A 15,489-nucleotide genomic window follows, 5' to 3' on the forward strand; every position below is an offset into this window, starting at 1 on the left:
TTTCCCAGCGGTAAGTCAAATTAATTAGGCTGCCGCTTTTTTAATCCCTATTTCTATGAAAAAACTTTTAATACTACCCAGCTTGTTATTTCTTTTTGTAAGCACTTCCTGCCACAAAGAAATCAAATTCGAAAAAGGAGGAATCGATGTTGTCTCCAATGTATATTTTGATGTTTCCAAAAATCTGAACAACATCCAAAGTTTTCATTTGTCAAGCCTTAGTTATTCAGGAGATTCCATTATAGAAAGGATTCCGGATGCTAATGCTCCCGAAATAACCCAACAGATTTATTTCATTAAAGATTCATTGTGCTATACTATTGAAAATGAAAATCCCGGCAAAATTATTCTGTCAGACATTATAAATAAACAAAAGCCGCTTTCGGTTGAAAAGAAAAAAGGAGGAACATTGTTTTCTCAGGAAAAAATCCCCAATTACAGAAACAGAAAAAATTTGAGTGATACGGTTTTGTTTAAGAAAAAATACAAACGATTTGAAATCAACTCACCTTGGATGTACACCCGGTTTTACATTTATCCAACTGATACTATTTTACCGTACTCTATTTACAAACACGCGGAAAAGGACTACTACGGAAGGCTCGAAAGGATTGATTCTTACAATAAAAAATCTGACATATTTGTAACCCTTCAGTTGATACCGAGAAAAAACTGGGACAGTGAAGCCAAAGAAATTTTTGAATTTAACCACTTCATAAAAAACAGAAAAAAGTGAAAGATGAAGATTTTTTTAATGAGATAAATGATGACATTTCTGTAGTTGAAGGAAATAAAAAGGAACTTATTGTTTTCACAAACAGTAAGGATATGCTTTCATTCTTGGAGCTTCTTCAATTGAACAAGCAGGTCAATAATAGAACATTGATTACCCTTAATTCAGGTTCAAATAGCAAAAAGTTTCTCAATAGATACCAGAATTATGATGGCAAAATGTTTCTTTGTTTTACCGGGGATAGAACGGGAAATGCAATAACCAGAAAAATTCTTACAGAATTTAATGGCAAAAATATCAAAGACGTTCGTCCGTTATATGAAATTTCTGAAAATGGGAATCAACACCTGACTGAATATTTAGAGAATAAACTCAAGCTTCAAGATAAAAATACTAATTTAGTTGAACCAAAAATTTCTGAAAATGAAAGCAATGCAATTGAATACGGAAGAACATCCGATTCTCAGCAAGTGGGAAACGAAACACCTGAACACAACACTGGAAAACTTAGCCCTAAGATCCAATCCGAGCAAAACGGAAGTTACGGAAGCGGACAAGCAGTGGGCAGCAACAATGCTGGAAATGGACTTGCAGGCACAGAGCGGAGCAATTTGGGAAACCGAGACCGAGGAAGAGGATCCTATGACGACTCACAACAGAATAATGTTGGAGAGACTCAAGGACGTTCCGTGGGCGGAATCGTATCCGGGAGAACTGTATCCGATAGAAGAAGACCCAATGGAGGACTTTCCGAGGTAAGTGAAAATTCAACAAATAATGTAGAGTTAGATACTATTATTTCAAAATATAAAGGGCAAAAACTGAATAATGATCAAGTTGCAGAAGTAGTTTCTGCAACTTGTTTTGTTTCCGACAATCACAAAATCTTTCTGAAGAAAAATCTTAACATCACTTATGACTTAATAGAAATTTGCAACCAATTCCAAAGTGGCGGAACGGCAAAAGAAGGAAGAGGGATTTTAGACGAATATTATACGCAGGATAAAATTGTTGATACAGTTCATAATTTAATTAAAGACCATTTTAAAACTCAAAAAGAAATTTCCGTTTTAGAACCAAGTGTTGGAACTGGAAATTTTAATTATGCTATTCAAGAGCTATCTGTAAATTCTAAAATTACAGGATTTGAAATCAATGAGACCACCGCAAAAATTGCCAAGATTCTGCATCCCGAAGCTGACATCAATCTTCGTTCGTTTGAAACTGAATTCATTGATGAAAAAGGAAATAAAAAGGACTTTTCTCAGCAATACGATTTGGTCATCGGGAATCCGCCCTACGGTGAACACCGTGGGCTTTACAAAGGTTTGGGAGAAGAACCGAAAATTGCTAAATATGAAGATTATTTCGTTAAACGGTCTTTGGATTCTTTAAAACCAAACGGCGTTTTGGCGATGGTACTGCCGTCATCTTGGCTGAACCGTCAAAGCAATTTGAAAAATGCCAATATTTTGGAAGGTTTCCGCTTGCCCAACGGAGCTTTTGCAGGAACACAAATAGGAACAGACATTATCATTCTAAGAAAAAACACTCAAAATATCTCTACTGATATTTCTAATTATTTCGATAATAACCCAGCAAGAATTTTGGGAGAAACCCGAGAAAAAACCAACCGTTTCGGTCGATTAGAAAAATATATTCACGGAAATTTAGATGAAGCTTTATTTAAGATTGAACAGTTTAAAAATAGGAAAGAAACCCAGCGGATCGGAAATCTGTTTGAAGATTTGTTTTTAGAGGAAGATCATACAGTTCCTGTACTAAAAGAAGGAATTGCAGAAATAAAAGATTCTGCGAGGATCGAAAACCACAATAAAAATGAAGTAAGTGTAACAGAAACTCAAGAAAAAATTGAATTGGTACTTTTTAAACTGAATAACATCAAGTTTAAATCTCCAACAATTACGACTGAAATTGGCAAATATGAAAAACTACAAAAAAAGCTGATCACAAAATCAGAAGCATTTTCAGAGGAAAAATTAAAAGAACTGATTGAGAAAAGTGATAGAATAATTTCTATTCACAATACGAGAGCCGGGAACGAATATCAACTTCAAACAAAACCGGAAATAAAGAAAGGTGTTTTAAAATATCAATTCTCCAAACAGGATGAAATTGTAAATACTTCCTTGCAAAATAGTTCTGATATTACCAAAGAACAAATTGAAGCATTCAGAGATACCTCTTATAACGGCACATTAAATAATCGCGGAAAGCACTATCAATTTGCGAACTTCATTGATGGAAATTGGGTTCACGATTTTTATTACACTGAAGGAAATATTTACTCGAAACTGGAACAATTAGAGAGGGATTTTTCTGATAAAAATGCAGTTGGAGGAACAGAAAACCAATACGAAAAACAAAAATCATTATTAGAAAATGTTCTACCAAAAGCGAAATCGCTAGATGAGATTTATATCAGTCCGAACCACGAGTTCGTACACAAATTTGAGTTAGGTCAAATAGAGAAAGACCAATATAATCATGTTACAAAACGTACCGAATCAGTCATTGTAAATTACAATCTTGCAGAAAGATTCAAAGATTTTGTAGGCACTTTGTCAAGTGAAGCCTTTGCGGGTTCTTCAGCTTGGGAAGTGCGAAGTTTTGTAGATAACGAAACAGTTACAGGAAGCGATAAAGAGAGGAATACGTTAGTCAGAGAAAGGCGAAAAGCTGCTGCGAATGATTTGTTTTACAAGTTTGTTCGGGAAGAACTTTCCGATGATATTAGAAATCGTTTTGTAAAAGACTTCAATCGAAACTACAATAACATTCACGTTCCGGATTATTCTAAATTCCCATTATTTTCCAGAATCTATCTGCATTTCAAAGGTCATGAATTGCGTTTGACCGAAGTTCAGAAGGCAGGAATCGGAAGACAGACCACAAAAGGAGTAGGGTTATTAGCGCACGAAGTGGGTTTTGGTAAAACATTATCAGGAATTCTTTCTATGCACGAAGCAATGGAGAGGGGAAATGCGAAAAGACCAATCATCGTAGTTCCGAATGACAGTATTTTGAAACAATGGGTGGAAACGATTTTTGAAACGATTCCCAATGGGAAAGTTAATGTTTTAGGGAATTTGGGGAAAGATTATGATCTCTCAAAATTTGACAACAAAGACGGAGAAATTACCATCGTTACTTATGAGGGCTTTAATAATATCGGGTTTTCATCAGAAATAACCGAAGAGCTTTCTTCAAAATTCAGCTACATCTCTTCAAGCGAAATGAAAGGCGTTACCCATACGGAAAGGGACATCCAAATTGAACTTCAAAAAGAAAAGGAGATCGAGGGAAAAATGAAGCGTGGAAAAGTATATGATTGGGAAGATTTTGGATTCGACCATTTGACTTACGACGAAGTTCACAATGCCAATCACATTGTAGGAAAAGTAAAAATTGAAGACCGAAGATTTGCTTCCGATTTTAGAAGTCAAAACCAACAGACTTCCAAACTGGGAATCAATACCTGGATGGCTGCGCAATATATTCAAGACAAAAATGATGGCAGAAATGTAACACTACTTTCCGCAACGCCTTTTACGAATAAACCTTTGGAATATTATTCCATTCTTTCTTTAATAGCAAATAAACGTTTGGAAGAATCGGGATATTTCAATGTCAATACTTTCTTCGAGACCTTTATGGAAGCGGATAATGACATGGAGATTGACGCAAAAGGTGATGTGAAGTTTAAAGCCAATGTTCGGAGATTTAAAAACAATTCGCTGTTTCAACAATTACTTTCGGAATTCATTGATATAAAAGGAGAAGAAGACAATCCTGAATTGATTCGTCCCAACAAAATCAACAAAGAGTATAAAATTGATCAGAATGATCTGACAAAAGAACAATATGACTTGCTCAATGAAAATTTCAGTGAAAGTGAAAAGGGAGCAATTCTAACGCATATTCTCAATGCCCGTTTAATTGCGATTTCGCCGTATTTATCACCATACTATGATGATGAAGAGCCTTATGTAAAAGAATTTATAGAAAATTCTCCCAAGCTGAAACAGACGATGGATTTAATTCATCAAAATAAAAAAGACATTCCGGAATCCGGACAAATCATTTATTCTGAATTGGCGGTTGCTCAATTTCCAAAACTAAAAGAATATCTCATTAAAGAAATCGGTTACAAACCCGAAGAAATCGGAATTATCGCCGGAGCGACCAATAAAAATCAAAGAATTTCTATTCAAAATGATTTTAATGAAGGAAAAATAAAAGTTGTTATCGGCAGTGAAGCCATTCAGGAAGGAATGAACCTTCAGGAAAATACCACAGATGTGTATATGCTTACTTTACCCTACAATTTCACGTCTTTGCGACAGATCGAAGGACGAGCGTGGAGGCAAGGAAATAAAAACGAAAATATGAGAATCAATTTTATGCTGACCAATGACAGTATTGATGTTTTTATGCTTCAAAAACTGCAATCCAAACAGGCAAGATATTTAGAAGCAATGAAAAAAGGTGCGGATGTTTTGGATATTTCGGACATCAGTACACAAGAGCTTAAAACATCCATCATTACCAATCCCGAAACCCGAGCCAACATTGAAATCGAATTAATGAAAAAAAGGATTGAAAGTGAGAAAAACAAGCATCTCGCAGATAGTGCTTTTGTTCTGAGGAAATATGAAGATTTCTTAAAAGTGAAAGAATTAATAGCTAAAGCTGAACATTCCTACAATAGGATCGAAGGATATTCAAAAAATGAAGATGTAAATTCTGACTACTGGAGAACACAGTTACCTTCTTATCAAAGGACAATTGATTTACATAAAGCTCAAGTTCAAGAAGTGATTGAAAATCTTGCTGCAAAAGGGGTTAATGTTGCAGAAATTGAGAAGCAAACTAAAGCTACTGAAGAGAAGATTTCTGAATTGGATAAAAAGTTGGAAGAACTACCCGAAACGAAAGAGAATCTAATAGCAAAATATAAAATTGAAAAACAGAATAATTCCAACAACTCGAAGACTGACTTCAAATCAGAACGAGCAGCCGAAAACAAAATGATTTTCAAATTAGATAATGAAGCTTCAATTACATCTTCAAAACCTGAGAATTTATTGAATTATTTAAATATAATGAGAGAAGGCGAAAATTATCAAAATTCATATTTAGGTAAAAGGCGATAAAAGTTAACTAAGTTTTTAGTAATTTTTGAGTTGTCCTGTTGTTAGTTAACATAGTTAGGGCTAACCAAAAATGATTACTTGCCGAGCAGATTTTACTTGCAAAGACTTCTATGATGAGGTTCATGCTGTCCACTACAAAAGATTAGAAAACACGATGTTTTCTAATCTTTTTGGGATAAAGATGATATATCAGCTTGTAGAAAACTTCTCCTAACCTTAGATGCAGCTATTTTAAAAATGTTTTAAAAGATTAAAATAAGTACATAGTTACAACACAATTCGTTCACTATTAGATCCAAAAATACATTTTAGCCCAAAATCAGTGTTTATCTAATTTTAATAATCCAGATTGCTCTTGAATAGCCTCCCGCACCAAATCCATATAGTTTTATTCAAAAATATTATAGATTTTTATTGAATAAAACTACCGACAATTCTATTTCTTAAACTAATAAATCATCAGTGATAATAGTAAGTTGAAATTGAGTTTAAAAGATTTCATGTAGTAAAGATTAACAATGGCTAAAAGGGAAATAATAAAATATCCGATTACTGAAAGCTCAAATAAATTTGAGCTGGAGTCGGTTATGAAATTTCAGGAATTGCCATTAAATGTAGCTATAAAAATGCTAAAGGATTCAGGCACTATCGTTTCTGATGACGAGGCTGCTGAAATTTTACTATTTTTTCATACAATGGTTAAAATTACCATCAAGGAGTTTTTATCACCTGAAGATTAATTCGTACTTTAGTGATTACAAAGTATTTAAATCTTACATTATTCTATTCTTGTAAAGATTCTCTTATCCCACTTTTAAATAAAAAATTATGAAAGTTGCTGATCTATATATTCGCGTGTCAACTGACGAACAAGCAGATAAAGGGTATTCACAACGTGATCAGGAAGAGCGTTTACGCAAACATTGTTCTTCCCTGAACATAACAATTGACAAAATCATTTATGAAGATCATTCTGCCAAAACTTTTGAGAGGCCTGAATGGAAAAAATACCTGTTTAATATTAGAAAAGGAAGAGGTTCTAGACAGAACAAATTCTTATTTTTCACAAAATGGGATCGATTTAGCCGTAATACCAGTGAGGCTTATCAGATGATATCCAACCTTAATAAATTGTGTATTACGCCTCAGGCTATTGAACAACCATTAGATCTACGTGTACCCGAAAATAAACTTTTGTTAGCAATATATTTATCAACGCCTGAGGTAGAAAATGACAGGAGGGCATTGAATGTAACGTATGGGATGAGAAGAGCAATTAAAGAGGGTAGAATGATGGGTATCGCTCCATATGGTTACATCAACAGATGTACAGAAGACGGTCGTAAATATGTAGCTGTTAAAGAGCCTGAAGCAACAAATATGATATGGGCCTTCAAGCAGGTTGCGAAAGGACATCTACCTACAGCAGTTATTCTAAAAGAAATGAACAGGAGAGAAGGCAGAAAGCTGACGAAAAATTCATTTATGGATGGGTTGAGAAATATAGCCTACTGCGGAAAATTATTTCTAAAGGCGTACAACGACGAGGAGGAAAAAATTGTTGAAGGAAAACATGAGGCACTGATCTCTGAAGAACTTTTCATGAAAGTTCAAAGGGTTCTCCATCGTAAAAGCAATAAAGATGATTTTTTACCGGCAGGAAGAATAATAAATGAAGAACGGTATCCTTTAAGAGGATTATTACTTTGTCCAAAATGCAATAAAACTCTTACAGCCAGTAGTGCTAAGGGCAGAAGCAAGCATTACTACTATTACCATTGCACAACCTCATGTGGTTTCAGGCATAATTCTGAAATAGTTAATGATCTTTTTGTCGAAGAACTATCAAAATTTAGATTCAGCATCGGTGCTGAGAAAATATTGAAAACAATTTTAGAACAGAACTTTTCAATAGTTTCAAATGGTCTAAATGATGAAAGAAAGGTTTTGCAGAATAAACTTAATGCTATCGAAGGAAGAATTGACAAAGCGAGAGATATGTATCTTGAAGATAAATTGGATGAAGAAGATTTTAAAAGGATTAAAATGAAGTATAAAGTGGAAATTGAAGAAATTAACTTTAAATTAAATTCATTAAAAAATTCTGGTCATACAGATGATATTGAAAAGAAGATGAGTCAAGCATTAAATGCCATTGTAAACATCTCTGAAAGATATAATAACGCAAGTACAATTGACAAACGCGCAATTGTTGGTTTGATATATCCTGAAAAGTTAACATTCGACGGCGAGTATTTTCAAACCACAAAAATCAACAGTTTAGCTGGTAATATTGCCTTGATTAACAAGGAGTTAGGAAATAAAAAAAACCGACAAAGAAGTGAAAAAACTTCAAATGTCGGTCTTGTGACCTCGACAGGATTCAAACCTGTAACCTTCTGAGCCGTAATCAGATGCGCTATTCAGTTGCGCCACGAGGCCGTTGTTTCCTTATTGTTTAAAGGTTTGCAAATATAATACTTTTTTAGTTTCTTTGAAAGATGAAAGCAAATTTTTTACTGATAATCGCATTTTTATTTCTAACCAACTGTAAAAGAGAACCAAAAGTTTCATCTTCAGATTGGCAAATTATCTCCGAAAGACTACAATTTAAGGATGCTGCTGGAAAATTAGAGGTAAAATCGGGTAATTTTAACTATAGTTTTGAAAAAAGTAAAGTTCCTTTCCGTAAAATTATACTTTTAAATGCAAGTTTAATGGGGTTTGTATCTGAACTTAAAGCTGAAAATTTAGTGATTGGAATTGCAAGCCCGGAATATATTTACTCAGAAAAAATCGATAACTTATTAAAATCGGGAAAAATTCAAAACGTCGGCAACGAACAGAAGTATGATGTTGAGAAAATAATTTCTATGAAACCCGATGCTATTTTTACCAACTACATTGCAAGTTTTGATAATACCTATCAGCTTTTGAAAAATAATAATATTCAGGTAATCTTTTTAGATGAGTATATGGAGCAAAGCCCGATGGTAAAGACTTCTTATATTAGATTATTCGGAAAGCTTTTAGGAAAAGAAAAAGAGGCTGAAGAGAAATTTAATCAAATTCAGAAAGATTATAATGATTTAAAAACATTAGCTTCAAAAGCAACTTTAAAACCCAATGTCTTGGCAAACGAAATGTATGGCGATATTTGGTATATGCCGGGTGGAAAAACCTTTACGGCCAATTATGTTGCAGACGCGAATGCTCATTATATTTTAAAAGATAATACAGAAGAAAAAGCTGTAACAATGAGCTTTGAAGAAGTTTTTGCTAAATCTAAGAATATACAGTTTTGGGTAAATGCGGGAAACCATTTATCTAAAAAAGAGATGCTCAATATCAATCCTTTTTATGGGAAACTGGAAGTGTTTAGCAAAGGGAAAATCTATGGGATTTCAGGCAAGGAAAAGCAGAAAGCTAATGATTTTTTTGAAAGTGGAGTGGTGCGCTCAGATTTGGTTCTAAAAGATTATATCAAAATATTTCATCCTGAACTTTTACCGAATTATCACCTGATTTACATGAACGAATTGAAGTAAGCTCTTGTAAATATTTACATTTTTAAATCGCTGAAATTCAATGTGTCAACAAACAACTAAAAACGATCAACTCCTTAACTCGCAGTATTTTCATATTTTTACGTCAAGTTTTTAGCTTATGTGGAAAAAAATAAAACAATTTATTTTTATTGTTCTGATTCTGAATGTAGTTTTCATTGTTTGGGGTAGATTTTTCAATCCCCCCATTACGATTACACAAATCGGTGGACTTTTTGAGTACGGAAAATTGCACCGTGATTATATTTCTTACGATGAAATGGGAGCTAACGTAAAAAAAGCGGTCATTGCTTCAGAAGATCAGAAGTTTTTCAACCATAATGGATTTGATTATACAGCCATTGAAAAAGCGATGAAAAATAATGAAAAGGGTAAAAAAATAAGAGGCGGAAGTACCATTTCACAGCAAACGGCTAAAAATATTTTCCTTTGGCAAGGCAGAAGTTGGGTGAGAAAAGGGCTTGAAGCTGTTTATACATTCATTATCGAAAAGGTTTGGTCTAAAGATATTATTTTGGAAAGATACCTGAATTCTATTGAAATGGGACAGGGCGTTTTTGGAATAGAAGCTGCTGCACAGTATTATTTTGGTAAATCTTCAAAAGATCTTAATACTTCGGAAGCAGCCTGGATTGCAGCTGTTTTGCCAAACCCTAAAAAATATGATCCCAAAAATCCATCTCCTTATCTGAGAAAGAAACACAACTGGATTATGAGACAAATGAGGAATGTAAGTTTGAAATAGTATCTTTGCACCAATGAGACTGCTGAGTTCAAGTACAAAAAATTTTGAATCTGTTCTAAAAAAGTATTTTTCTTTTAAGAATGAGACTTCTTCGTTGGAGCCTTTAGCTGAGTTTTTAGAGGCTATAAAGAAGACAGATTTTAAAAATGTTATTAATTTTTTAAAATCAAATCCAAACTCTACAGCTCATTTTAGGCATTATCTTTCCAATGTTTTTGGAGTAAGACCTTTCAACCTTTCTTTAACGGAGGCTAATATTCTTTCAGAAAATGCATTTTTTCCTGAGCTCAAAAAAAGAATATTAAATAAAGTTTTACCACCCGTAGAAAACGAAAATACGGTTTGGTATCTTATCGATAACGTAAGTCTCAGACCAAAAACCGATCTTGAATATTTGCATAATATTCCGGAAGATGAGGTGAATGAGTTTTTGAGCATTTTAGGAATTTCAGATTTCATTGAGAAACCAAATGTAAAAAGAGAGTTGATATTTTCGATGAATATCCTTTCTTGGCGCGTTACGGGGATGGCTCTTGAAGTTGATGTAGTAAGAATGGCTCCCGAATACAGGAATTTCGACAATCCTTTTTTGGCTTTACAAAATGAATTGGAAGCTTTGGCGGAAGAATTCAAGATCAATCCTGAAATTCAGCTTCACTCAAAAGACAGCCGTTACAAGCAGATCAAAATTTATGCGGAACAATGTCAGGATTTCGTGAATATCGCTTTTAAAAACTCCTCAAAATACGGTATTTCAGGGAAAATTAACCAGTCACTGCTTAAGATCCGTCAACAGACACAGAGGATTTCTGAAATTGTTAACTTATTGATCATCGATCAGCCCGAAGATATTGTTATTAAATCTAAACAGTTGATCTTTAATATTCTGAGCTATAAGTCTCACAAGAACAATATTTCAGATCTTATCAATGACAGTACTCGTTTGATCTCGCATTTAATTACCAATCACACTGCAGAAACTGGAAGTCATTACATCACTTCAAGTCGCAAACAGTACATGAAAATGTTCTACAAAGCAAGCGGTGGAGGAATTATCGTGGGTGCATTGTGTATTCTGAAAATGTTGTACGGTTTTATGCCCGGAAGCGACTTTTTTCACGCGTTTTTATATTCATTAAACTACGCAATGGGATTTGTGATGATTTATCTGATGGGGTTTACGTTGGCAACCAAACAGCCTGCAATGACGGCTGCCACGATGACCAAAGTTTTATCTGAACAGGAAAGCACCAAAAATAATTATACTGAATTCGCTGATTTGGTTTCAAAATTATTCCGAAGTCAGTTTATTGCTTTTGTAGGAAATGTACTTCTTTCTTTCCCGATCGCATTGTTAATCATTTATGGTTTGGATGTTTTCTTTTCACAAAATTTAGCGGTAGAAAAATCAGATAAATTACTGAAAGACCTTAATCCTTTTGAGTCTAAAGCAATTCTGCACGCTTGTATTGCTGGTTTTTATCTTTTTATTTCAGGGATTATTTCCGGTAATATTGGGAACAATTCAGTATTTTACCAAATTCCTGATCGTATTGCAAAAAATCTTCCGATAAAAAGAATGTTTGGAGCTCGTTTTGCCAAAAGCCTTTCGAAATATTATGCTAAAAACTGGGCAGGAATTGTTTCTAATTTCTGGTTCGGTGTTTTTCTTGGAGCAACAGCGCCGATTGGTCTATTTTTCGGCCTTGACCTGGATATTCGTCACATTACTTTTGCCGCTGGAAATTTTGCCATTGGATTGTATGGAAAAGATTTTTCGGTAGAATCATCAGTTTTCTGGATCTCATTCATTACCGTTTTTGTAATTGGCTTTTTCAACTTTCTGGTAAGTTTCAGCTTGTCGATGTTTTTGGCATTCCGTTCAAGAAAAATGAATTTTGGGGAAGTAAGAGAGATTTACCGTGCAATTTTTAGATATTTTGTAAGAAATCCTTTGAAGTTTTTCCTTCCACTGCAATCTAGTTTTGATTTGAAATCAAATAAACTGGTACAAAATTCTATTCCTACAAAATCTGAACGTCGATAAATTTTTCTTCCCCAAATTTATCCTGAAACTTTTTGAGGTAAAAGCTTTTTCTCATTTTAAAATCGTTTTTCAGCAAAGGTGAATTGATTCTGAGTTGAATAATTTTATCGTCTAAATTAACACTGATAATTTCCTGAAAAAGGCTTTCATCAAGATAATCTTCCAGAAAATCTTTAATTTCAAAAGCAACTAGCTTATCTTCAAAACCATGGATTCTGGCAAAAGATTTTACCAGCTCAGAAGATTGAAATTCTCGTTTTTTATTTTTTTTCATTAGGGATACGGGTTTCGTGATTCGTTGATTCGGGGTTTTTAAAATGATTATAATTTTTAAGATTTGCCTTCATTCCAGTTTTCTTTAACCCATTTTTTGTAAATATTAATTTTTCCACCTAATAAATCGTATTGCTGTTTTAAAACTTCAAATTCTGTTGAAAATTCAGGATATAGAATTATAATTTTCTCAAGATGATTAATTGTTTCGTCATTACTTGCGTGGCTAAAGACTAAAAATCTATAGTATTCATTTTTATAAACAGAACGCCCATAACCCTCAACAATATTAGTAATAACAGAATCAGAAGACCTTCTTAACTGGCTTCCTAATTCGTACAATTCATATTTAGGAAGGAGAAAAGACGCTTTGTGAGTTTTTGTAAATAAATCAAAAGCCATTTTGTAAATGTCTAAATTCCTATAACTCATTATTTGTGTTTTTTTAAATTAATAAATGCAATTTACCAAACTATAATCCCAAATCTCTAAAATCCCGTATCTCGAAACTCGCATCCCGAATCATATTTCAAATATTATACTCTCTTCATTGATCTTCTTCACCACACTTTCAGTACGTTCTCTGTGTGTATCGGTAATAAAGATTTGCCCAAAATTTTCCTGATTGACCAATTTGATTAATTGCGCAACGCGCGTATCATCAAGCTTATCAAAAATATCATCCAGTAAAAGAATAGGTGTTTTGTTTGTTAATTCTTTTATCAGACTCATTTGAGCTAATTTTAATGAAATTAAAAACGATTTCTGCTGTCCTTGAGAACCTGTTTTTTTTATGAGAACAGAATCCATCTCAAAAAGAAGATCATCTTTATGAATTCCTTTTGAAGTGTAAGTAAGCATTCTGTCTCGCTCTAAACTTTCAATTAAAAGTTCACGAAATTTTTTGTCAGGCTGAGCGGAGTCGAAGCCTTCCAATAAATGAGATTCATAAATCACAGAAACACTTTCTTTTCCTCCTGAAATGATTTGATAGAAATTTTGAACAATAGGATTTAGTTTTGCGACAAATTCTCTTCTTTTTTCAAAGATCTTAGTTCCGGATCTTGTGATTGGATCATCGTAAATCTCCAAAGAATCTTTATCCCAAACTCTGTTTTTTGCAAAATATTTTAATAAAGCATTTCGTTGCTGAATCGTTTTCTGATATTGAATCAAATCATAAAGATATCCTGAATCGGTCTGAGAAATCATAGAGTCTAAAAATTTCCTGCGACTTTCCCCAGAATCAGAAATAAGGTTTGAATCGTACGGAGAAATCATCACACTTGGCAAATAACCAATGTGATCGGCCATTCTATCATAACTTTTATCATTCTTTTTAATGACTTTCTTTGCTTCTCTCGGCTGAGATATTTTTAAAGTATCTTCACTTTCTTCATTCTGAATTTCAGCATCGAGGGTGAAAAAATCTTCATCTTTTTTGATGTTGTTGGTATCGGTATTTCCTAAAAAACTTTTTCCTACAGAAAGGTAATGCAGTGCATCGAGAATATTGGTTTTTCCAACACCGTTATTTCCTACAAAACAGTTGATTTGTGGAGAAAATTCAAACTTTTTTTCAGAATGATTTTTAAAATTGTAAAGGGTGAGTTTGTTGATGATCATTTATATAGTAAAATGTTCGGGATTTTGTCTGGCATCCCAAATTCTTAAAATTCGAATTGTTTCAGTTTTTATAGAGTAATGGATATAATAATTTTCAACTAAAATAGCTCTTATATTCTCAATGTTTGTTTGAATTCCAGAGTCTGGATTTTTTGAAATTTGTTTCAGTTTTTGTTCAATTAAAAGATTTAATTTTTTACTGTATGCATTTGACTTATTTTTTGAAATCCAAAATTCAAGAATTTCTTTTTTATCAAAAAGAGCCTTAGAAGACCAGACTATTTTAGCCATTCTTCAGTCATTTTTTTTACTTCTTCATCAGTGTAAAAATCTCCATTTTCAATGTCTTGTTCAGCTTCTTTAATCATTTTTAATTGCTCATTGGTAAAATGAATTTTTGATTGATAAATTGCTGTATCATCACTCACAATGTTTTTTGTATCGTTTTTTTCAAATTCAGCGATGTATTCTTCTATTTTTAAAAGAACTTGAATGTTATCAATTCTGATTATTTTCTGAATCAGTTTAAGTTTTTGTTCATTCATATTTTCCATCACTCAAAATTTTAAGTAAAGATAAATAATTAAAAACAAAAAAGGTAAGCCGGAACAACTCTCAACCCAAAAAGAAAAATACGAATCTCTATTAGAATTTTTTGAAAAGTAAACCAGAATATAAGTAAATACCGAGGCTAGAAAAAAGCTTACAGCAAACTGAATTTTCAAATGAAAAATAGCTAAAATACAAGCAACGAAAATAAAAACGTAAGCAAGGTATTTTGTGTTTTGAACACCAATTAGTTTCGGAAATGTCTGAACGGTATCACTTTTCATATCGCGAATGTCGAATGGCAAAACGAGTGCAGTCACAAAAAAGAAACTGATAAAAAATATAGGAAAATTAAATGCAGGTAAAGTAAGCCAACAATTGACCAATGCCCAAACTAAACCTACATAAAATACTTTGAGTAACGGAATTTTTCGGATATAGGTTTCAAGAAAAAAACTGTTGTATAGTAATCCTAAAACTACAATCACAAACCATTTTACCAAACGTATTTCATTATGATTAAAAATAATTAAAGCCGCCGAAATAATTCCTGTGACGATATTTAATAATAGGATTTTGTAAAAATATTTTGTGTATTGATACTTCGTATACAAATATCCACTGAAATAGGTGATAAATATCAAAAGAACAGAAGGGAAACGGAATGTGTTTTGCTCCATCATGAAAAATACTGCGAAAAGCGTTCCCATTAAGGATACGTAAAGTTGACTGTCGATGACAGATTTTTTCAGTACTTTTAAGCAATTCATTTA

The 15,489-nt window shown here is 33.1% G+C and carries 13 protein-coding genes and 1 tRNA gene; 7 read left to right on the forward strand and 7 right to left on the reverse strand.

The features are described from left to right. Positions 1-55 precede the first annotated feature (55 nt). From AB671_RS01240 to AB671_RS01255, 4 genes are all read left to right on the forward strand, one after another. Positions 56-736 (forward strand): hypothetical protein, encoded by a 681-nt coding sequence (locus AB671_RS01240; protein WP_066680659.1) that lies wholly within the window; start codon positions 56-58, stop codon positions 734-736. Next, entirely contained in the window at positions 733-5,910 is a 5,178-nt protein-coding gene (locus AB671_RS01245) for an Eco57I restriction-modification methylase domain-containing protein (protein ID WP_066680661.1), read from the forward strand. Before AB671_RS01240 ends, AB671_RS01245 begins: the two co-directional genes overlap by 4 nt. A 518-nt stretch (positions 5,911-6,428) precedes the next feature. Further along, on the forward strand, positions 6,429-6,650 hold the full coding sequence (locus tag AB671_RS01250; protein WP_055983646.1) for a hypothetical protein: 222 nt from the start codon (positions 6,429-6,431) through the stop codon (positions 6,648-6,650). Positions 6,651-6,765: 115 nt separating this feature from the next. Beyond that, complete coding sequence (locus AB671_RS01255; RefSeq protein ID WP_262484074.1) at positions 6,766-8,313, forward strand: recombinase family protein; 1,548 nt, start codon at positions 6,766-6,768, stop codon at positions 8,311-8,313. On the opposite strand, the gene AB671_RS01260 is transcribed toward AB671_RS01255, so the two are convergent. After that, positions 8,279-8,352, reverse strand: a tRNA-Arg gene (locus tag AB671_RS01260). The two genes, AB671_RS01255 and AB671_RS01260, sit on opposite strands and share 35 nt — an antisense overlap. Positions 8,353-8,411: 59 nt before the next feature. Here AB671_RS01260 and AB671_RS01265 point away from each other — a divergent pair. The 3 genes from AB671_RS01265 to AB671_RS01275 all read left to right on the forward strand — a co-directional run bounded on the left by AB671_RS01265 (position 8,412) and on the right by AB671_RS01275 (position 12,268). Next, positions 8,412-9,458, forward strand: coding sequence for an ABC transporter substrate-binding protein (locus tag AB671_RS01265; protein ID WP_066680663.1), 1,047 nt, complete (start codon positions 8,412-8,414; stop codon positions 9,456-9,458). A gap of 118 nt (positions 9,459-9,576) precedes the next feature. Beyond that, positions 9,577-10,221, forward strand: coding sequence for a monofunctional biosynthetic peptidoglycan transglycosylase (gene mtgA, locus AB671_RS01270; RefSeq protein WP_066680665.1), 645 nt, complete (start codon positions 9,577-9,579; stop codon positions 10,219-10,221). Between the two features lie 13 nt (positions 10,222-10,234). Beyond that, positions 10,235-12,268 (forward strand): recombinase, encoded by a 2,034-nt coding sequence (locus AB671_RS01275; RefSeq protein ID WP_066680667.1) that lies wholly within the window; start codon positions 10,235-10,237, stop codon positions 12,266-12,268. Here the strand turns inward: AB671_RS01275 and AB671_RS01280 are convergent. The 6 genes from AB671_RS01280 to AB671_RS01305 all read right to left on the reverse strand — a co-directional run bounded on the left by AB671_RS01280 (position 12,246) and on the right by AB671_RS01305 (position 15,486). Further along, complete coding sequence (locus tag AB671_RS01280) at positions 12,246-12,542, reverse strand: hypothetical protein (protein ID WP_066680669.1); 297 nt, start codon at positions 12,540-12,542, stop codon at positions 12,246-12,248. The genes AB671_RS01275 and AB671_RS01280 overlap by 23 nt on opposite strands. Before the next feature lie 56 nt (positions 12,543-12,598). Further along, positions 12,599-12,973, reverse strand: a complete 375-nt coding sequence (locus AB671_RS01285; RefSeq protein WP_066680671.1) for a four helix bundle protein — start codon at positions 12,971-12,973, stop codon at positions 12,599-12,601. A 90-nt stretch (positions 12,974-13,063) separates the two neighbouring features. Further along, the gene (gene recF, locus AB671_RS01290; protein ID WP_066680678.1) at positions 13,064-14,167 is read right to left on the reverse strand and encodes a DNA replication/repair protein RecF; all 1,104 of its coding nucleotides are present in this window, start codon (positions 14,165-14,167) and stop codon (positions 13,064-13,066) included. Next, positions 14,168-14,458: a type II toxin-antitoxin system RelE/ParE family toxin gene (locus AB671_RS01295; RefSeq protein ID WP_066680679.1), complete on the reverse strand. Its 291-nt coding sequence runs from the start codon at positions 14,456-14,458 to the stop codon at positions 14,168-14,170. Next, positions 14,446-14,721, reverse strand: a complete 276-nt coding sequence (locus tag AB671_RS01300; RefSeq protein ID WP_066680680.1) for a hypothetical protein — start codon at positions 14,719-14,721, stop codon at positions 14,446-14,448. The genes AB671_RS01295 and AB671_RS01300 overlap by 13 nt, the downstream gene beginning before the upstream one ends. 3 nt (positions 14,722-14,724) lie before the next feature. Next, positions 14,725-15,486, reverse strand: coding sequence for a hypothetical protein (locus AB671_RS01305; RefSeq protein WP_082987201.1), 762 nt, complete (start codon positions 15,484-15,486; stop codon positions 14,725-14,727). Between the last annotated feature and the right edge of the window lie 3 nt (positions 15,487-15,489).

It is taken from the genome of Chryseobacterium sp. BGARF1 (genome assembly GCF_001677955.1).
Taxonomy (GTDB): Bacteria; Bacteroidota; Bacteroidia; order Flavobacteriales; family Weeksellaceae; genus Chryseobacterium.